The organism is Pseudomonas umsongensis, assembly GCF_012647205.1.
In the GTDB taxonomy this organism is placed as follows: Bacteria; Pseudomonadota; Gammaproteobacteria; order Pseudomonadales; family Pseudomonadaceae; genus Aquipseudomonas; species Aquipseudomonas umsongensis.
This window is the reverse complement of the sequence record NZ_CP051487.1, coordinates 3,676,496-3,695,422: the sequence shown is the minus strand read 5'-3', so window position 1 is coordinate 3,695,422 and position 18,927 is coordinate 3,676,496. Positions and strand designations below refer to the sequence as shown.

The 18,927-nt window shown below is 59.4% G+C and carries 18 protein-coding genes; 8 read left to right on the top strand and 10 right to left on the bottom strand.

Going from position 1 to position 18,927, the window contains the following annotated elements; translation table 11 throughout:
* Nucleotides 1-17 precede the first annotated feature (17 nt).
* Together ahpC and ahpF are read left to right on the top strand one after the other, a co-directional pair.
* A complete protein-coding gene (gene ahpC, locus HGP31_RS16660) occupies nucleotides 18-581 on the top strand; it encodes an alkyl hydroperoxide reductase subunit C (RefSeq protein WP_007975937.1) in 564 nt (187 codons plus the stop codon).
* 137 nt (nucleotides 582-718) lie between these two features.
* Nucleotides 719-2,281, top strand: coding sequence for an alkyl hydroperoxide reductase subunit F (gene ahpF / locus HGP31_RS16655; RefSeq protein ID WP_168758241.1), 1,563 nt, complete (start codon nucleotides 719-721; stop codon nucleotides 2,279-2,281).
* Nucleotides 2,282-2,463: 182 nt separating this feature from the next.
* Here ahpF and gloA read toward each other — a convergent pair whose 3' ends face one another.
* Nucleotides 2,464-2,985, bottom strand: a complete 522-nt coding sequence (gene gloA, locus HGP31_RS16650) for a lactoylglutathione lyase (RefSeq protein ID WP_168758240.1) — start codon at nucleotides 2,983-2,985, stop codon at nucleotides 2,464-2,466.
* Nucleotides 2,986-3,123: 138 nt separating this feature from the next.
* Between gloA and HGP31_RS16645 the strand changes: the two genes are divergently transcribed.
* Complete coding sequence (locus HGP31_RS16645; RefSeq protein WP_168758239.1) at nucleotides 3,124-3,648, top strand: DUF4946 domain-containing protein; 525 nt, start codon at nucleotides 3,124-3,126, stop codon at nucleotides 3,646-3,648.
* Nucleotides 3,649-3,815: 167 nt separating this feature from the next.
* Here the strand turns inward: HGP31_RS16645 and HGP31_RS16640 are convergent, their stop codons facing one another.
* On the bottom strand, nucleotides 3,816-4,178 hold the full coding sequence (locus HGP31_RS16640; protein ID WP_008065377.1) for a histone-like nucleoid-structuring protein, MvaT/MvaU family: 363 nt from the start codon (nucleotides 4,176-4,178) through the stop codon (nucleotides 3,816-3,818).
* Between the two features lie 238 nt (nucleotides 4,179-4,416).
* Entirely contained in the window at nucleotides 4,417-5,949 is a 1,533-nt protein-coding gene (locus HGP31_RS16635; RefSeq protein ID WP_168758238.1) for an EAL domain-containing protein, read from the bottom strand.
* 443 nt (nucleotides 5,950-6,392) lie between these two features.
* Between HGP31_RS16635 and hppD the strand changes: the two genes are divergently transcribed.
* A complete protein-coding gene (gene hppD, locus HGP31_RS16630; protein ID WP_020797211.1) occupies nucleotides 6,393-7,469 on the top strand; it encodes a 4-hydroxyphenylpyruvate dioxygenase in 1,077 nt (358 codons plus the stop codon).
* A gap of 128 nt (nucleotides 7,470-7,597) precedes the next feature.
* On the opposite strand, the gene rarD is transcribed toward hppD, so the two are convergent.
* Together rarD and HGP31_RS16620 are read right to left on the bottom strand one after the other, a co-directional pair.
* On the bottom strand, nucleotides 7,598-8,479 hold the full coding sequence (rarD, locus tag HGP31_RS16625; protein ID WP_168758237.1) for an EamA family transporter RarD: 882 nt from the start codon (nucleotides 8,477-8,479) through the stop codon (nucleotides 7,598-7,600).
* Nucleotides 8,480-8,687: 208 nt separating this feature from the next.
* Nucleotides 8,688-9,701: an aldo/keto reductase gene (locus HGP31_RS16620; protein ID WP_168758236.1), complete on the bottom strand. Its 1,014-nt coding sequence runs from the start codon at nucleotides 9,699-9,701 to the stop codon at nucleotides 8,688-8,690.
* Nucleotides 9,702-9,868: 167 nt separating this feature from the next.
* Here HGP31_RS16620 and HGP31_RS16615 point away from each other — a divergent pair, with 167 nt between their 5' ends.
* Nucleotides 9,869-10,990, top strand: a complete 1,122-nt coding sequence (locus HGP31_RS16615) for a sugar diacid recognition domain-containing protein (protein ID WP_168758235.1) — start codon at nucleotides 9,869-9,871, stop codon at nucleotides 10,988-10,990.
* Between the two features lie 220 nt (nucleotides 10,991-11,210).
* Nucleotides 11,211-12,353: a glycerate kinase gene (locus tag HGP31_RS16610; RefSeq protein WP_168758234.1), complete on the top strand. Its 1,143-nt coding sequence runs from the start codon at nucleotides 11,211-11,213 to the stop codon at nucleotides 12,351-12,353.
* Nucleotides 12,354-12,666: 313 nt separating this feature from the next.
* Here HGP31_RS16610 and HGP31_RS16605 read toward each other — a convergent pair whose 3' ends face one another.
* A complete protein-coding gene (locus tag HGP31_RS16605; protein ID WP_033040402.1) occupies nucleotides 12,667-12,951 on the bottom strand; it encodes a helix-turn-helix transcriptional regulator in 285 nt (94 codons plus the stop codon).
* Between the two features lie 2 nt (nucleotides 12,952-12,953).
* Between HGP31_RS16605 and HGP31_RS16600 the strand changes: the two genes are divergently transcribed.
* Both HGP31_RS16600 and HGP31_RS16595 read left to right on the top strand, forming a co-directional pair.
* Nucleotides 12,954-13,253, top strand: a complete 300-nt coding sequence (locus HGP31_RS16600; RefSeq protein WP_042955339.1) for a hypothetical protein — start codon at nucleotides 12,954-12,956, stop codon at nucleotides 13,251-13,253.
* Nucleotides 13,254-13,293: 40 nt separating this feature from the next.
* Entirely contained in the window at nucleotides 13,294-14,481 is a 1,188-nt protein-coding gene (locus HGP31_RS16595) for a pyridoxal phosphate-dependent aminotransferase (protein ID WP_168758233.1), read from the top strand.
* Between the two features lie 141 nt (nucleotides 14,482-14,622).
* On the opposite strand, the gene HGP31_RS16590 is transcribed toward HGP31_RS16595, so the two are convergent.
* The 4 genes from HGP31_RS16590 to HGP31_RS16575 all read right to left on the bottom strand — a co-directional run bounded on the left by HGP31_RS16590 (nucleotide 14,623) and on the right by HGP31_RS16575 (nucleotide 18,772).
* Nucleotides 14,623-15,600 carry a 2-hydroxyacid dehydrogenase gene (locus HGP31_RS16590; protein WP_020797202.1) on the bottom strand — a complete coding sequence of 326 codons (978 nt, stop codon included), beginning with the start codon at nucleotides 15,598-15,600 and terminating at the stop codon, nucleotides 14,623-14,625.
* 14 nt (nucleotides 15,601-15,614) lie between these two features.
* Entirely contained in the window at nucleotides 15,615-16,910 is a 1,296-nt protein-coding gene (locus HGP31_RS16585) for an MFS transporter (RefSeq protein WP_020797201.1), read from the bottom strand.
* Between the two features lie 112 nt (nucleotides 16,911-17,022).
* On the bottom strand, nucleotides 17,023-17,997 hold the full coding sequence (locus HGP31_RS16580) for a sugar kinase (protein WP_168758232.1): 975 nt from the start codon (nucleotides 17,995-17,997) through the stop codon (nucleotides 17,023-17,025).
* A complete protein-coding gene (locus HGP31_RS16575; RefSeq protein WP_020797199.1) occupies nucleotides 17,990-18,772 on the bottom strand; it encodes a sugar phosphate isomerase/epimerase family protein in 783 nt (260 codons plus the stop codon). The genes HGP31_RS16580 and HGP31_RS16575 overlap by 8 nt, the downstream gene beginning before the upstream one ends.
* Nucleotides 18,773-18,927 lie beyond the last annotated feature (155 nt).

Below are 18,927 nucleotides of genomic sequence, written 5' to 3'. Positions count from 1 at the left end.
CTGACGGAGAGTCAACGATGCCTATCATCAACAGCCAAGTTAAACCGTTCAAAGCTGACGCATTCAAAAATGGCGACTTCGTAAAAGTCTCGGACGCTGACCTTAAAGGCAAGTGGTCGGTGGTGTTCTTCTACCCGGCCGACTTCACCTTCGTCTGCCCGACCGAGCTGGAAGACCTCGCTGACAACTACGACGCGTTCCAGAAGCTGGGCGTCGAGATCTACAGTGTTTCCACCGACACCCATTTCGCCCACGCTGCCTGGCACAACACTTCGCCAGCCATCGGCAAGATCCAGTACACCATGATCGGCGACCCGACCCACGCCATCTCCCGCAACTTCGACGTACTGATCGAAGAAGCTGGCCTGGCTGACCGTGGCACCTTCGTGATCAACCCTGAAGGCCAGATCAAGATCGTTGAACTGAACGACGGCGGTGTTGGCCGTGACGCTAGCGAGCTGCTGCGCAAGATCAAGGCTGCCCAATACGTCGCTGCTCACCCGGGCCAGGTTTGCCCAGCCAAGTGGAAAGAAGGCGAGGCCACTCTGGCGCCGTCCCTGGACCTGGTTGGCAAGATCTAAGTCTGTGACGCGCTTCATCAGGGCGGACTTCCGCACCTAAGCAAGCTGCACCGCCCAATAAAAACGCCCGGGCGAGATTCGCTCGGGCGTTTTTTTTCGTCTCCGTCTCTTCACCAAACAGCATGGAAATCGCCCGTATGTTGGACGCCAATCTTAAAGCCCAGTTGAAATCGTACCTGGAACGGGTCACCCAGCCGATCGAGATCGTTGCCTCCCTCGACGACGGTGCGAAATCCCAGGAAATGCTCGCACTGCTGAAAGACGTTGCCAGTCTTTCCAGCCAGATCAGCTTGCTCGATAACGGTGACGATGCACGCAAGCCATCGTTCTCGATCAACCGCCCCGGCGCGGATATCAGCCTGCGTTTCGCTGGCATCCCCATGGGCCATGAATTCACTTCCCTGGTGCTGGCTTTGCTGCAAGTCGGCGGCCACCCCTCCAAGGCCAGTGTCGAAGTGATCGAACAGATCCGCTCGCTCAAGGGCGAATTCAACTTCGAGACGTATTTCTCGCTGTCCTGCCAGAACTGCCCGGACGTGGTCCAGGCGTTGAACCTGATGGCGGTACTCAACCCCAATATCCGCCACGTCGCCATAGACGGCGCGCTGTTCCAGGCTGAAGTCGATGAGCGCCAGATCATGGCGGTACCGAGTATCTACCTCAACGGCGTGAACTTCGGCCAGGGCCGCATGGGCCTGGAAGAAATCCTCGGCAAAATCGACACCAGCGGCATCGAGCGCCAGGCCGAGAAGATCAGCGCCAAGGAAGCCTTTGACGTACTGGTGGTGGGCGGTGGCCCGGCCGGTGCTGCGGCGGCCATCTATGCCGCGCGCAAAGGCATTCGCACCGGTGTCGCTGCCGAACGTTTTGGTGGCCAGGTGCTGGATACCATGGCCATCGAAAACTTCATCTCCGTGCAGGAAACCGAAGGGCCAAAACTGGCGGTCGCGCTTGAAGAGCACGTCAAGCAGTACGACGTGGACATCATGAACCTGCAGCGCGCCGACAAATTGCTGCCGGGCAAAGACGGCGAGCTGCACGAAGTCCACTTCGCCAGCGGCGCGAAACTCAAAGCCAGGACGGTGATCGTAGCCACGGGTGCACGCTGGCGCGAAATGAACGTGCCCGGTGAGCAGGAATATCGCAACAAGGGCGTGGCGTACTGCCCGCACTGCGACGGCCCGTTGTTCAAAGGCAAGCGTGTGGCGGTGATTGGCGGCGGTAACTCAGGCGTCGAAGCGGCCATCGACCTGGCCGGTATCGTGGCCCATGTCACGCTGCTGGAGTTCGATGTGCAGCTGCGTGCCGATGCGGTATTGCAGCGCAAGTTGCACAGCCTGCCGAACGTGACGGTGATCACCCGTGCGCAAACCACTGAAGTGATGGGCGACGGGCAGAAGGTCAACGGCTTGCGCTATAAAGATCGCGAGAGCGACGAATTGCGCAGCGTGGAACTGGAAGGGATCTTTGTGCAGATCGGTCTGTTGCCCAATACCGATTGGCTCAAGGGCACCATTGAGTTGTCGCCGCGTGGCGAGATCATCGTCGATGCCCGTGGCGAGACATCGATACCGGGTGTGTTCGCGGCAGGCGATGTGACCACGGTGCCCTACAAGCAGATCGTGATCGCGGTGGGCGAGGGCGCCAAGGCTTCCCTTAGCGCATTCGACCACTTGATTCGCACCTCGGCCCCGGCGTAAACCGGGCGCTGAAAACACAAAACCCCATGAATGATCATGGGGTTTTTTTTGCTGATCGTTCCCACGCTCTGCGTGGTAACGCCTCCCGTGACGCTCCGCGTCACGCTTTTTGGGACGCGGAGCGTCCCAGGCTGCATTCCCACGCAGAGCGTGGGAACGATCATAACGATCAAGCCAGATTTTTACAGGGGGGCTGGCTGGATGATTTCGACCCAATACCCATCCGGGTCCTTGATGAACGCCAGGCTCTTCATGCGGCCATCGTTCAGGCGCTTCTGGAAATCGCAGCCCAGCGCTTCGAAGCGTTCGCACGCAGCCACGATGTCCGGCACCGAGATGCAGATGTGGCCGAATCCGCGCGGGTCGGTATTGCCGTTGTGATAGGTGAAGTCCGCATCGTTCTCGGTGCCGTGGTTATGGGTCAGTTCCAGAATGCCCGGGATCGACTTCATCCATTGCGTGCGCTCGGCGGCATCGGCCGGAATCTGACGCTTGTCGACCAGGGCGAGGAAGTACAGGCTGAATTCAGCTTCTGGAAAATCGCGTTTCTCCACCAGCGAGAAGCCGAGAACGCGCGTGTAGAAGTCCAGGGACTTGGTGATGTCCTTGACCCGCAACATGGTGTGGTTGAAGACAAATTTCTGGGTGGCGGTGTCAGGCTGTGCAGTCACGCCGGGGAAGGTGTTCAGATCTTGCAGGCTCATGGGCCCTCCGGAAATTAAATGGGGCTGCCGACAATGATACGCATGGGTTGCGACATCACCAAACCCAAAGCGTCTGCTATTGCCTGACCGCTGGCCGAAGATCAAACTTCAGGGCTAACTGGCTGGGTGTTGATGGTAATGATTCGATTGTGCAGGTCGTTGATTATCCTGAGTGGTGTGCTTTCTGTGTTGGCCCGGGCTCACGCCGATGAGCCCGTCGTGGCGTGGCCGCCGGGCTGGCAGGTCGAAGCCGTTGCCCAAGGCGAAGCTGGCTCCGGTGTCAGTCGCCAGCGCGCGGTCAAGAACGACGCGCAAGGCATGCCGTTGATGGTGATGGAATTGACCGTGAGCCGGGTGCAACCCGATCACCAGGTGAACCTGGAAGCTGTGTTGCTGGAGATGCGCAAATCAGTGCAGAAAGACTTTTTCCGGGGTGGTTATCAAAGTGTTTGCAACCGGATTCACTCGGCCACCTTGAGTCGCTTGCCGGCGCTGGAAACCACTTGCACCATCACACAAAACGGTCGGCATGTGCTGTCTCAAACATTGGTTGCCGCGGTGGATGCCGATAAGGCCTACGTATTTTCCTACGCCGGGCAGGCCGAAGCTTATAAGGCCAGTCAGAATGAAATAGAGGCGGCTCGTAACGGCTTGAAACTTTAGCTGAAGGCTTCAATGGGCACCGATTTCATGTCTGTGCCGACGGCGTTAGATAGCCAAAAGGATTAAGCACAAAGTTGCCGGAAAAGTACCGGTCAGCCTTGCCTTTAGATGCCTTCAATGAAAAAAAGCCCTGCAGGTGCAGGGCTTTGTTTTTTCAGTGCGAGGGTTTAGCCGCGCAGCCAGGAATCAACGGTGGCGGCACCGTATTGTTCCTTCCAGGCCTTCAGTCCACGGTGGTTGCCGCCCTTGGTTTCAATCAGCTCGCCGGTATGCGGGTTCTGATAAACCTTGACCACGCGGGCGCGGCGGGTCTTTGGAGCGGCCTGTTGCAGACCGGATTTTGCCGGGTTCGGGTCGAGGATGGCGATGATGTCGCGCAGGCTCTTGCCGTAGGTTTTCATCAGCCCCTGGAGCTTTTCTTCGAATTCGATTTCTTTCTTGAGCCCGGCATCGTTCTTCAGGGATTCAAGCTGCTTGAGCTGCTCTTGAAGGGCCTTTTCAGCTGCACGAAATTCAGCGAGTCTGGACAATATCTTTACTCCAATAGTGTGTTTGGCTGATACCAACCGCAAACAAAGCTATAAGCCAAGAGCCTTGAAGCGACTCGGGGATTAGATGCCACACCTGCCAATCTGATGCAGGCATGAAAAATTGTAGTAGTTAATGGGGCAAGAGTAAATCATGACTTTTTGTTCATGTAACAAGAGTTGTACTTGATTCAAATGGAGGAGTGCGGTGTGTCGTTGAATCGCTGCTAAAGGCCACTAGTTAATCATCACTTAATGCATTAATGAAATCGGCGGCGGGTATCGGCCGACCAAACAGATAACCTTGCAGGTAGTTCACGTTGTGGGCCGTCAGGTAGTCACTTTGCTCCTGGGTTTCCACACCTTCGGCAACCATTGCCAGGTCAAGCTTGGCCGCCAACTCGATGATGCTTTCCAGAATGTGGCTGGAGAGGGTATCGATGCCGATCATGGCGACGAAGCTCTGGTCGATTTTCAGGAAATCCACGTTGAACTGGCGCAGGTAACCGAGGCTCGAGTGGCCGGTGCCGAAGTCGTCGATGGCGATCATTACGCCAAGCTCATGCAGTTGCTCGAACAATTGATGGGTAATGGCCGAGGGCTCGATCAGTTTGCGCTCGGTCAACTCCAGCACCAGGTGTATGGAGCCCGGGGCAAAGGCGGCGAGGAATTGCCGGCAATCCTCGACCAGCGCAAGATCCTGGCAATGATTGGCGGTGATATTGATGCCCACATGGAACGGCTCATCGAACGACGCCGACTTCGGTGCCAACAGCCTGGCGGTTTGTTGCATGATCGAGCGCGTCATCGGCACGATCAGCCCGCTGTGTTCGGCAAACGGAATGAACAGATCGGCGCTGACCAAACCTTCCTTGGGATGGTTCCAGCGCATCAGTACCTCGACTCCCGTGCATTTTTTGCTCAGCGCATGCACCACTGGCTGGAAGTACGGAACGAATTCCGCCGCGTCCAGTGCGCGCTGCATCTCAAGGGTTGGCGACGAGGAACGCTTCTGTATGACGTGCCCGATAAAACCGGCAATCACACCGAAGAACAGCAACAAACTGAACAGTGGCGGATATTCACTGCTCATGTAGCGCCACACTTCGCCTTCGGGGAAACCGGCCGTTACGCTGAAGGGATAACGCGAAGATGCCAGCGTGTTTTGTGCGATGGGGAACTCGGGTGGATCGCCTTCGTGAAAACTGCCGTCGGCGGATAACCAGTGCGGCCCGACTTGCAACAACAACAGTGTCTGGCGCCCGATCAGGCGCAGGATATTACTCAGGTGGTAACCGTCCAGCGTGCTCATGGCGCCCCGTTTACCGTCGCTGAGTCGATAAACCAATAACGCGGTGTCGGGCGTCACCGGGTTGCCTTTCATCAGCAACAACTGGCCGTTGGCAAAATCTCCGGAAGCCATTTTTTCGTGATAGTCACCGAACAGGGAACTGCAATAGACAGTGTCGTCCCATAGCAGGTTGGTTGAGCGCACGAATGGACGCCGTGTCACCTGCTCGCGCAACGCGAGGTTGACGTCAATGCAACTTTGGCCAGCCAACGGCAGCAACTCGCGCGCTGCCTGGGCGGTGTTGTCGAGCATCAGTTCGAATTGGCGAGTCGCTTCTTCGGCGGTTTGTTGGCTGCTGAGCCTGAGTACGCGTTCGGCCTGCATGTAAAGAATGACGAAACCCAGCAGGATCGGCAGCAGTCCACTCAACAAGGTTACAGCGAGCCTGATGCCTCTCGGGTGGGCGTTGGTTTTCAGTGGCATTCGCGAAACCTGTATCGCTGAAGTGGGGCTCTCAACGCCTGGCGGGAAGTGATGCTTCCCATCAAGCGTTCAAGCAAGAGGCAGGATAGTTGGCCCTTGGCACTTGTGCCGAGGGATGATTCCAATGGGGATTTTCTTGTGTAACAAAGCCCTTGCGCGCCATGGGGAAAAGGGGATTTGATACAGAAGGCGGACAAATTGAGTTACGCTGTGTAGAATTAGGTTACGCATACAATAATAATCGTCTTCTGGCAGCAGAAGCCTCGCCCTCAGAGCCTTGGGTCGACAATGAAGATATTCGGGTTTCAATTGATCTACGGTGATTTCCTCGCCCGCAGCGTGCGGGGCATCTCCTGTGCGCCACCCACCGCTCTCAGCATTGCTAGCAACTAACGCTTGTTAATTTCAGCGGTTAATTCCTAAAGCATGATGAGGCGCCAACCATGGCAGATTTATACGAAAACCCAATGGGCCTGATGGGCTTCGAGTTCATCGAACTTGCATCGCCGACCCCCAATACCCTGGAGCCGATCTTTGAGATCATGGGCTTCACCAAGGTCGCGACCCATCGTTCCAAGGACGTGCACCTGTATCGCCAGGGCGCGATCAACCTGATCCTCAACAACGAACCCCACAGCGTCGCCTCGTACTTTGCCGCCGAGCACGGTCCATCGGTGTGCGGCATGGCCTTCCGTGTCAAGGATTCGCAAAAGGCCTACAAGCGTGCCCTGGAACTCGGCGCCCAGCCGATCCACATCGAGACTGGCCCGATGGAGCTGAACCTGCCGGCGATCAAGGGCATCGGCGGTGCGCCGCTGTACCTGATCGACCGTTTCGGTGAAGGCAGCTCGATCTACGACATCGACTTCGTGTTCATCGACGGCGTTGACCGTCACCCGGTCGGGGCTGGCCTGAAGATCATCGATCACCTGACCCACAACGTGTACCGCGGTCGCATGGCCTACTGGGCGAACTTCTACGAGAAACTGTTCAACTTCCGTGAAATCCGTTACTTCGACATCAAGGGCGAATACACCGGCCTGACCTCCAAGGCCATGACCGCGCCAGACGGCATGATCCGCATCCCGCTGAACGAAGAATCGTCCAAGGGCGCCGGGCAGATCGAAGAATTCCTGATGCAGTTCAACGGCGAGGGCATCCAGCACGTGGCCTTCCTCAGCGATGACCTGATCAAGACCTGGGATCACCTGAAAAGTATCGGCATGCGCTTCATGACCGCGCCGCCGGACACCTACTACGAAATGCTCGAAGGCCGTCTGCCCAACCACGGGGAGCCGGTAGGCGAGTTGCAGGCGCGCGGCATCCTGCTGGACGGTTCGTCCGAGTCGGGCGACAAGCGCCTGCTGCTGCAGATCTTCTCGGAAACCCTGATGGGGCCGGTGTTCTTCGAATTCATCCAGCGCAAGGGTGATGACGGCTTCGGTGAAGGCAACTTCAAGGCGCTGTTCGAATCGATCGAGCGCGACCAGGTACGTCGTGGTGTGTTGTCCACTGACTAAGCGGTCAACGCTGTAAAAAACTGTGGGAGCGGGCTTGCTCGCGAAGGCGTCGTATCAGTCAACGTTACTAGTGACTGGCACACCGCTTTCGCGAGCAAGCCCGCTCCCACATTTGTTTTGTGGTTGCCTTAAGGGCGGCGATGGCGCATCAAATGCTTGAACCCTTCAAACACCAGCACCAGTACCGCCATCCAGATCGGAATATAGGTCAGCCATTCACCGGGCTTGATGCTTTCCCCCAGCATCAACGCCACGCCCAGCAACAGCACCGGCTCGACGTAGCTCAACAACCCGAACAGGCTGAACGGCAGCAAGCGACTGGCGATGATGTAGACCACCAGCGCCGACGCGCTGATCAAGCCCAGCAGGGGAATCAGCCAGGTCAATGCCGGGTGTTGATCGAAGACTCCAAAGCCCTGCTCACCACTGCTCACGAACCAGAGCGCGATCGGCAGCATCAGGGTCATGTCGACCCACAGTCCGCCGAGGTTGTCAGTCTTCAGCCATTTGCGCACCACGAAATACAGCGGATAACCCACGACCACTACCAGTGTGGCCCAGGAGAAGCCGCCGACCTGATACAGCTCATTGACCACACCCAGGCTTGCAAAGAACACCGCGATCTTTTGCAGGTAAGACAGGCGTTCGCCGTACGCGATGCGCCCGGTCAGCACCATGGCCAGAGGTAACAGGAAGTAGCCCAGCGAAACATCGAGGCTGTAGCCGTTGAGCGGTGCCCACATGAACAGCCAAAGCTGGACGCCCAGCAACGCCGCCGAGACGAACAGGATGCCGATCAACCTGGGTTGGGCGCAGAACCGACGCAGCAGGTCGGCCACGCGCCGCCATTCTCCCGACACCAGCATGAACAGGGTCATGCAGGGCACGGTCAACAGCATGCGCCAGCCGAAAATCTCAACGCCGCTCAACGGTTTGAGCAACGAAGTGTAGTAATACATGACGGCAAACAGCACCGAGGCTGAAACCGATAAAGCGATACCTTTTGACAAGCTGTCCTCGCGAGGTTGAACGTGAAACGGGGTGCGGAGAATACGTGGTTTTTGTGCTGAATATTGGCCGGATGATCAATATTTACAACATCCCTATAGGAGCGAGCCTGCTCGCGAAAAACCCGAGGGCGCTGCGGGGCGTCTGGTTTAACGCGCTATCGTTCACGACCATCGCAAGCAGGCTCGCTCCTACAGTGGTTTTGTATGTTCAGTTGGTACGCGGTCTGCGGCCGGACACGAAATGACTCACATCATTGAACCCCGGCGTCGAAGCATGCCCAGGTGTCACCAGCGCATCGATGAAGGCCTCATCCTCAGCCGTGATCTTCACCGCCTGCGCCTTGGTGTAGGCATCCCACTGTTCTTCAGTGCGCGGGCCGACGATGGCCGAGGTCACGGCGCTGTTGTTCAGCACCCAGGCGATGGCGAACTCGACGATCCCCACGCCGCGTTCCTGGGTGTATTGCTGGATCTGCTGGGCGATGCGCAAGGACTCGACACGCCATTCGGTTTCCAGGATGCGTTTGTCGGCACGTCCTGCACGACTGTTCGCGTCCGGCTTGACGTCCGGCGCATATTTGCCGCTGAGCACGCCGCGGGCCAACGGACTGTAGGGCACCACACCCAGGCCGTAATTCTGCGCGGCAGTGATCTGCTCGGTTTCTGCCTGGCGGTTGACGATGTTGTACAGTGGCTGGCTGATCACCGGCCGGTCGACACCGAGCTTGTCGGCCACGCGAATCACCTCGGCGATACGCCAGCCCCGGTAATTCGACAGGCCCCAATAGCGAATCTTGCCTTGGCGAATCAGGTCGCCAATGGCCGACACCGTGACCTCCAGCGGCGTGTTGTGGTCTTCGCGGTGCAGGTAATAGATATCGAGATAGTCAGTGCCCAGGCGCGTCAGGCTGGCGTCGATGCCGTTGAAGATGTGCTTGCGGCTCAGGCCGCTGCGGTTCGGCACACCGTCCACCGGGCCGAAACCGACCTTGGTCGCCAGTACCCATTCGTGACGGTTACCGGCAATCGCTTCGCCGACGATTTCTTCAGAACGGCCATCGGTGTAGACGTCGGCGGTGTCGATGAAATTGATGCCCTGGTCCCAGGCCTTGTCGATGATCCGCAGGGAATCTTCGGTATTGGTCTGCTCACCAAACATCATGGTGCCCAGGGTCAGGGTCGATACCTGCAGGCCCGAATGACCCAGCGTGCGGTAGCTCATGAGGAAATCCTTTTGCCGGTGGGAAAGGCTCAATCAAATACCACAATGGCATAACGGGGCAAAAGCCCTGTGACAGGCAAGTTCTCTTTATCATGATTTCTGGCGATGCAAAGGGTAACGTTGATCAACCTGTGAGTCTCGACCACCCCGTTTCAAGGAACCCCGTTATGTTCGAACTCGATCACGACCTGGCCCAGGACATCGTCGACCGGGCAATGGCCATCCTGCCGTACAACGTCAACGTCATGGACAGCCAGGGCCTGATCCTCGGCAGTGGCGAGCCGGAGCGGGTCAACACCCGGCATGAAGGCGCGCAACTGGTGTTGGCCAACGGCCGTGTGGTTGAGATCGACGCACAGACCGCGATCCACCTCAAGGGCGTGCAGCCGGGCATCAACCTGCCGCTGATGCTCGACCAGCGCTTGATCGGCGTGCTGGGCATCACCGGCGATCCCGAACAATTGCGTACCTACGCGGAACTGGTGCGCATGACCGCCGAGATGCTGGTGGGCCAGCGCAACCAACAGGCCGAGAAGCAGTGGCGGAGCCAGCGTTGCGATGACCTGCTGGCGTTGCTGCTGAGTGACGGCGGCAACTCGCCGCGCTTGATCGACGAAGCGCAACAGCTTGGGCTTAAACCGCAATTGACGCGGGTGCCTTACCTGTTCGAACTGGGCCAGGAGCAGGGACCGGGGCACTCCGTCGAAGCGCTCAGCGCCTGGCTGACCAGTCGTTACCCGGACAGTTGGTGCGTGAGTTCGGCCAAGTCTTCGTTGCTGTGGTGCCGACCGACGAACCAGGCCGTCGACAACGAGCGGCTGCTGGAAAAACTCGACGGCCTGGGCTGGAACATCCTGCGCATTGCCGTGGGTGGGCAGGCGGATGGGCTGACAGGATTGCGCCGCGGCTATCGTCGGGTCGGCGACTTGCTGGCCTATGGGCGCGAGGTGTTGCCCCAATCCCGTTTGCTGACGCTTACCCGTTATCGGCTGCCGGTATTGCTGTGGCGCCATCGCAACGACGATGCACTGGACGAGCTGCTCGAGCCGTTGCGTAAAGTCATTGCCAGGGACAACAACGGCCAGTTACTGGCGACCTTGCGCAGTTGGTGCGAACACGATGGCCAGAGCCAGGCCTGCGCCGATGCGCTGGGCATTCATCGCAACAGTTTGCGCTACCGCATGGAGCGGATTGCCGAGCTCAGTGGCGTTGATCCGTTGCGCCTGGACGGTATGCTCGCCCTTTACCTGGGCGTACAACTGCTCCCCGAAACCGCCCCAACTCCCTGACCAAAACCCGCCCCCCCTGTAGGAGCTGCCGCAGGCTGCGATCTTTTGACTTTGCTTTTCAAGGTCAAGATCAAAAGATCGCAGCCTGCGGCAGCTCCTACAGGGAAAGCATAAGATTTGTGGGAATGAACAATAATCCTCGATGCCCGTTGTGCAGCGGCCTGGCGTTATTGTTCATGCCGGCTGGCAGCATGGATAGCATTGGAACTGGAGAATCCCCATGAAAATTGTCATCGCCCCCGACTCGTTCAAGGACAGCCTCAGCGCTCAAGGCGTGGCCGACGCCATTGCCCTCGGTCTGGCAGAGGTGTGGCCCGATGCGCAATTGATCAAATGCCCGATGGCCGACGGCGGGGAAGGGACGGTCGAGTCGGTGCTTGCCGCGTGTGCTGGCGAGCTGCGTCGCACCACGGTTCGCGGGCCGCTCGGCGTAGCCGTCGACGCTGCCTGGGGCTGGTTGCCCCACACCCACACGGCGATCATCGAAATGGCCGAAGCCAGTGGTTTGCAGCTGGTTCCGGTCGACCGCCGCGATGCCTGCATCAGCAGCACTTTCGGCACCGGTGAATTGATTCGCGCTGCCCTCGACGCCGGGGCGCAACGTATCATTCTTGCCATCGGCGGCAGTGCGACCAATGACGCCGGCGCAGGGGCAATGCAAGCCTTGGGCGTGAAGTTGCTCGATGCACAGGGGCAAATCCTCGCACCGGGCGGCTTGGCACTGTCACAGCTGGCCCGCATCGATATGAGTGGCATCGACCCACGCCTGGCCGAGGTGCGCTTCGATATCGCCGCCGACGTGAACAATCCATTGTGCGGTGCTCACGGCGCATCGGCCATTTTCGGCCCGCAAAAAGGCGCAACGCCTGCGCAGGTCGAACAACTGGATCTTGCCCTCGGGCACTTTGCCGACCACTGCGCAAAAGCCTTGAGCAAAGACGTGCGCGACGAACCGGGCAGCGGCGCAGCAGGCGGCCTGGGGTTTGCCGCCAAGGCGTTCCTGGGGGCGCAGTTCAAGGCCGGGGTGGAAGTGGTCGCCGAGCTGGTGGGGCTGGCCGATGCGGTTGCCGGTGCTGATCTGGTGATCACCGGCGAAGGCCGCTTCGATGCACAGACATTGCGCGGCAAGACACCCTTTGGCGTGGCGCGCATTGCTCGTGAATGCGGTGTTCCGGTCATCGTCATTGCCGGTACGTTGAGCGAGGGCTATCAAGCCTTGTATGCCCATGGTATCGACGCCGCGTTTGCCCTGACGAGCGGGCCGATGACATTGGCGCAAGCCTGCAGCGAAGCACCGCGTCTATTGCGTGAACGAGCGGGTGACGTAGCGCGGGTCTGGCGGATGGCCGCTCGTCCGGCCTGACGCGCCTGGGGGAGTCAGTTTATTGTCAGGACGATCACCAGGGCACAGGGCATTTTCAGCCTTGGCGACCACTGAGCATGTGAAATCGGTAAAGGAGGAGAGAACCATTTCGATGCCCGTCAGTACGATCGGATGATCGTCGGCAATGATGATTCGCAGCCCTTTGTTCGGTCGGTGCCCATGGGACACTGGCGCATCGTCACAGGCACTGGCGTGGTAGAGGTCAAACGGTCGGGATCGAGGTATGGGGTCCAGACTCATGAATTGTCTCAACAGGGGTCAATGAGAAGCCGACCGCTGAAGAGACAGGGGGTCAAGGTGACTGGATCAGACCTTGTTGCAGTGCCATCACCATGGCGATCCAGCGCGATCTCACGCCGAATTTCCGGCGAATATTGCAAAAGTGATAATTCACACCTGCTTCAGTGCATTGAACGATTTGCGCGATTTCCCAGGACGATTTGCCCAGAGCTGTCCACTTCAAGCACTCCTGTTCCCGAGCCGTCAGCTTGATCGCTTTCGGTTGAGGGCTCTCCTGTGATTGGAAATTGGCCTGTGTGGGCGTTGATCGAACTGATCCGATATTGGCACGGTACATAGTTGAATCTCCCATTCATCATCTTTGACGGCGTGGGCGCGGCGGAATCTTCCTACATCTTGATGGCATGGTTCGCGCGGCCGTCCTTCAGGCACCTGATTCAGGGCTGGAGGCTCGACTTCCTTATAGCGCGAATCACTCCACTTGGAACCTGTCACAAATTACAGGTGCTGGACCTTAATCCGACTGCGCCGAGTTGGCTGTCAGTAAAAGAACCCAGCCATGTAGGAGGATTTGCTGAATTTCTGTTGCCTAACCCGTTCGTCGATTTCATCGAGGTAGTGGCGCGTGGCGCGATTTGAGATAGGGTTGACTCAGGAACTCGCGCGATTGGAGAACTACATGCGCTATTCAGGCTTGACCCAACGCATCGCCGGAGATGGCGCTGCGGCCTGGCAGATTCACGACCGCGCACTGCAAATGCGCGAACAAGGCGTCGACGTACTGCTGCTATCGGTCGGCGACCCGGATTTCGATACACCCAGCCCCATCGTCCAGGCCGCCATCAACAGTTTGCTGGCGGGCGACACTCATTACTCGCAGGTGCGCGGAAGTCGGGGTTTGCGCGACAGCATTGCCCGCCGTCATCGGCGTCGAAGTGGTCAAGTGGTGGATGCCGATCACGTGATCGTGATGCCCGGTGCGCAATGTGCGGTTTATTCGGTCGCGCAATGCCTGCTCGATCCGGGGGACGAAGTGATCGTTGCCGAGCCGATGTACGTAACGTATGAAGGCGTATTCGGCGCGTGCGGGGCCACTGTGGTGCCGGTGGCGGTGCGTCCGGAGAACGGCTTTCGGGTCGATCCGGCGGATGTGGCGGCCCGCATCACACCCAAGACCCGCGCGCTGTTGCTCAACAGTCCGAACAACCCCTCCGGCGCCAGTTTGTCGCTGATGATCTGGCAGGAGCTGGCCTTGCTGTGTGTGCGTCACGATCTTTGGTTGATCAGCGATGAGGTCTACGGCGATCTGCTGTACGAAGGCGAACACATCAGCCCGGCCAGCTTGCCGGGCATGGTCGAGCGCACCGCGACCATCGACAGCCTGTCCAAATCCCACGCCATGAGCGGTTGGCGAGTGGGTTGGGTGATCGGACCGAAAACCTTGAACGACCACCTGGAACATCTCTCGTTGAGCATGCTGTTTGGCATTCCGGAGTTCGTTCAGAAGGCGGCGCAACTGGCGCTGGATGAAGACCTGCCGGAGGTGGCGCTGATGCGTGAAGAATATCGCCAGCGCCGCGACCTGGTGTGTACGCGCCTGAACCAATGCCCGGGTATCAGGGCCATTCGCCCGGATGGTGGGATGTTCGTGATGGCCGACGTGCGCCAGACCGGGTTGTCCGCCCAGCATTTCGCCGAGCGGCTGCTGGAGGGGTATGGCGTGTCGGTACTGGCAGGTGAGGCGTTCGGGCCGAGTGCGGCGGGGCATATCCGCATTGGGCTGGTGGTGGACCGGCGCAAACTGGCGGATGCCTGTCAGCGAATTGGGCAGTGCGCCATGGACCTTCTGGAGGCGCGGCGGGCCTGACAGTTTTTTGTTGTTCGGACCGGCCCCTTCGCGGGCAAGCCCGCTCCCACAGGGTCTGATGTGGACACGGATTTTGTGATCACCACCGACACTGTGGGAGCGGGCTTGCCTGAGAAGACGGCCTGATGGACAACTAATTCCTCAAGCCTTCCACGCCCGCACATTCACCAGATTAGCCGGCCGTTCACCCGCCAACGCCGCCAACAGATTTTCCACCGCACACCGCGCCATTGCCTCCCGTGTCTCATGGGTCGCCGAGCCCATGTGTGGCGTTGCCACCACGTTGTCCATCTGCAACAGCGGCGAGTCCAGGTCCAGCGGCTCACGCTCGAACACATCCAGCCCCGCTGCGCGAATCTGCCCCGCACGCAGTGCCTCGGTCAACGCCGCTTCATCCACCACTTTGCCTCGGGAGATATTGATGAAGATGCTTTGCGGGCGCATCAGGGCAAATTCTTCGGTGCCGATCAGCCGCTCGGTTTGCGCGGTCAACGGCAAGGTCAGGCAGATGAAATCCGCCTGCTGCAACAGCTCGCCCAGGCTGCGGTACTGCGCATTGAAACGCTGCTCGACTGCAGGTTTTGGCGAATGGCTGTGGTAGATGACCGGCATGCCGAAACCGAAGTGTCCGCGCTGGGCCAGTGCCTCGCCGATACGGCCCATGCCAATGATGCCCAGGGTTTTGCCATGCACGTCGCTGCCGAAATGTGCGGGGCCGAGGTTACGCTGCCAACGGCCTTCGCGAACCATATTGGCCAGTTCCACCACGCGTCGAGCGGTGGCTAGAATCAACGCAAAACCGGTATCGGCGGTGGTTTCGGTGAGCACGTCCGGTGTATTGCTGAGCAGGATGCGGCGCTCGGTCAGGTAGTCGATGTCGTAGTTGTCGACGCCCACCGAGACGCTGGCGATGGCTTCAAGGTCGGGCGCCAGGTCGAGCAGTTCGGCATCCAGCTTCAGACTGGCACCGAGCAGGCCGTGAGCGCGGGGCAGGGCATCGCGCAATCGGGCCAGGCCATCGGCGTCGAGGTTTTCGATCAGCGTCACTTCGGCCTGCTCGTGCAAGCGAGCCATCAGCAGCGGCGAGAGTTTCTTGTACAGAACAACCTGCTTTTTCATTGTCGTCATCCAATTCAGGAATGTGCAGCGGTGCGGGTTAATGCGACCGTGGGCCGTTCCCGGTCACTGGCGCCGGGCTTGAGGCAAATCGTCAGCACCACCGAGAGCATCAGCGCGCCGCTCATCAACAGGTAGGACGCGCCGGGCGAGCCGGTGGAGCTGTTCAGGTAACCGACCAGGTAGGAGCCGCCAAACGAACCGAGGGCGCCCATGCTGTTGATCAGCGCCATCGCGCCGCCGGCGACGTTGGCTGGGAGGATCTCCGGGATGATCGCGAAGAACGGTCCGTAAGGTGCGTACATGCAGGCACCGGCAATCACCAGCAACGTGTAGGACCACCAGAAATGTTCGGCGCCCAAGGCGTAGGAGCCATAGAAAGCGAATGAGGCGATCAGCAGCGGCGGCCAGACGAAGCGCTTGCGTTTTTGCAGTTTGTCCGAGCCCCAGGACACCAGCAGCATGCCGATCACCGCCGCCAGGTAAGGCAACGCCGACAGCCAGCCGGCTTGCACCATGTCCATCTGTGCACCGGCCTTGAGGATTGAAGGCAGCCACAGCACGAAGCCGTAGACGCCGATGCTCCAGCAGAAAAACTGCAGGGCCAGGAGGATGACTTTCGGCGAGCGGAAGGCTTCGGCGTAGTTCTTCACTGCCTTGATGCCGACTTGCTCGGCGGCCAGGGCGCTTTCCAGGTCCTGCTTTTCCTGGTCGTTGAGCCACTTGGCCTGGGACGGACGATCATCGGCCAGACGCCACCAGATGAAGGCCCAGAACACTGCTGGCAGACCTTCGACGATGAACATCCAGCGCCAGCTGTAATGCTGCACCAGATAACCCGAGACCACCGACATCCACAGCATGGTCACCGGGTTGCCGAGGATCAGGAAAGTGTTGGCCCGCGAGCGTTCGGCGCGGGTGAACCAATGGCACAGATAGATCAGCATGGCCGGCATCACTGCGGCCTCGACCACCCCAAGCATGAAGCGGATGACGATCAGCCAGTAGGCGTTGGAGACGATACCGGTCAAGGTTGCCAGACTGCCCCAGAGGATAAGGCTGACGAAAATCAGCTTCTTCACGCTGTGTTTCTGCGCATAGATCGCCCCCGGCACCTGGAAGAAAAAGTAGCCGAGGAAGAACAGCGCGCCGAGCATCGACGACAGGCCCGGAGTGATCATCAGGTCGGCCGCCATGCCCGAGGCGGCGGCGAAGCCGTAGTTGGCGCGGTCCAGATACGCCAGGCTGTAGGTGATAAAGACGATGGGCATGATGTACCACCAGCGGCGGGTGGCGAGGGTTGCGGTTTTCATGGGTGGTGCTCCTGAGCTTGTTGTTTTTGTCGCAGCAGGTAACGGTGATCTTTCCCACGGTCCGCGTGGGAATGCCTCTAGGGACGCTCCGCGTCCCCTGTGACGCAGAGCATCACGGGCTGCATTCCCACGCAGGAGCGTGGGAACGAGCGGCGAAAGGGGGAGGCAGTTCGGCTCGGGTTGGTAACCCCTCCATATCCCCCCGGCTCTGCACCGCGCGGCTGCCAATCCAGTTGGCCCGCTGCACGGCGTCGGCAAAGCTGTGGTTCTCGAGCAGAGCACTGATCATGCCCACGGCAAATCCATCACCGGCACCCACCGTATCGATCACTGTTTGCACCGGCACGCCAGCGACAAACCCCTGATCCTGTTGAGTGCGGTAGTAAGCGCCATGCGGGCCGAGTTTGATCGCCACCGCCTCGGCGCCCTGATCGAGGTAGAACGCGGCGATGTCGGCCGGATCGTCAAAACCGGTGAGCAAGCGCCCTTCGCTGAGCCCCGGCAACACCCAATGGGCAAGCGCGGCGAGGCGGTTGATCTCGCTGATCATCTGTTGCTCGCTGGCCCACAGGCTGGGGCGCAGGTTCGGATCGAACGATACGCTGCGGCCGGCCTCGCGCATGCGCGTCATCAATTCGAACGACATTTGCCGGGCGGTTTCCGACAGCGCTGGCGGGATGCCAGTGGCGTGCAGGTGTCGGGCATTGAGCAATTGGGGCACGATCGAGTGTGGTGACAGGTGACTGGCCGCCGAACCGCGGCGGAAATACTCGACGGCGGGGTCGCTGCCATCCTCGGTGCGCGACTTGAGCTGGAAACCGGTGGGGTGAGCGGTGTCGATGTCGACATGGCGGCAGTCCACGCCTTCCTTCTCCAGTGTATCGATCACGAAGCGGCCCAGTGAATCGGCACCGACCCGGCTCAGCCATGCGACCTTGAAGCCCAGGCGCGACAGGCCGATGGCGACGTTGCTGTCCGCGCCGGCGATGCGTTTGTGGAACTGGCCGACGCTGGCCAGATCACCGGCCTGCTCGGCGACGAACATCGCCATGGTTTCGCCGAACGACAGGATATCGATCTCAGACATGTGCATTCTCCCGCTGCGGCTGGCCCAGATGGGCGAGAGCGGCGACGTGTTCGCGGGTCAACTGCACCAGGTCATCGCCTTGCAACGGGTATTCCGCCGCGCGCATGACACCTTGGGCCATGTGCCGCAGCAGGTGTTCCCACTGTTGCAGGTCGCTGGCGGCGGGCGGTATGGCGACCAGCTTGCCGTCGGTGCGACGGGTCACCGCTTTGCAGTGCACATAGTCCACATGGCGCCCGAGCAATCGCGCAGCGCTCGCTGGCGACTGGTCCTGCCAGTGCCAATTGCCGATATCGAAGGTCATCCTGATTGGCAGGCTGTGCTGCTCGACTTGCGCGAAAAAGCGCTGGAAGGGCTCGATGCGACCGCCGTGCAGGGTCTGGTCGTTTTCCACCAGCAACTGCACGGCATTCTCGCGCAGTAGCCGGGCGAGGGTTTGCAGATCGCTGTTGTCGGTGAAATAGCCCAGCGACACTTTTAGCCATTTGGCGCCAAAAGCCTGGGCCCGTTGCAGGGCGGCAATCAGTTCAGGGTTGGGTTTGGATTGACCCGCCAGCCACAGCTCAATCGGCGAGGAATACACGCTCTCCAGACCCTCGGCTTGAGAGGCAATGGCCAGTTGAGCGGGGTCCTCGTTGGTCAGTAGCTCTTCGCGCCACTCAATTCGCGAGGCTCCGGCAGCGGCCAGTATTTCGATAAAACTGCCCTGGCCACGTTGGCGCACAAGATCGGCACCGTAGCTGGAGAGGCTGATGGAAACGGCGGGTGTATTCATTGTTTTTCTACCTCTGAAACCGGTTTCATTTTTGTTCAAAAAATATCGATCTTTAGGGCGCCATCTCGAGCAGGCCCGCTCCAACAGGGTTTTGTGTTGTACAAAAATTGCGCGTACACCGGGTTCCCTGTGGGAGCGAGCCTGCTCGCGATGAG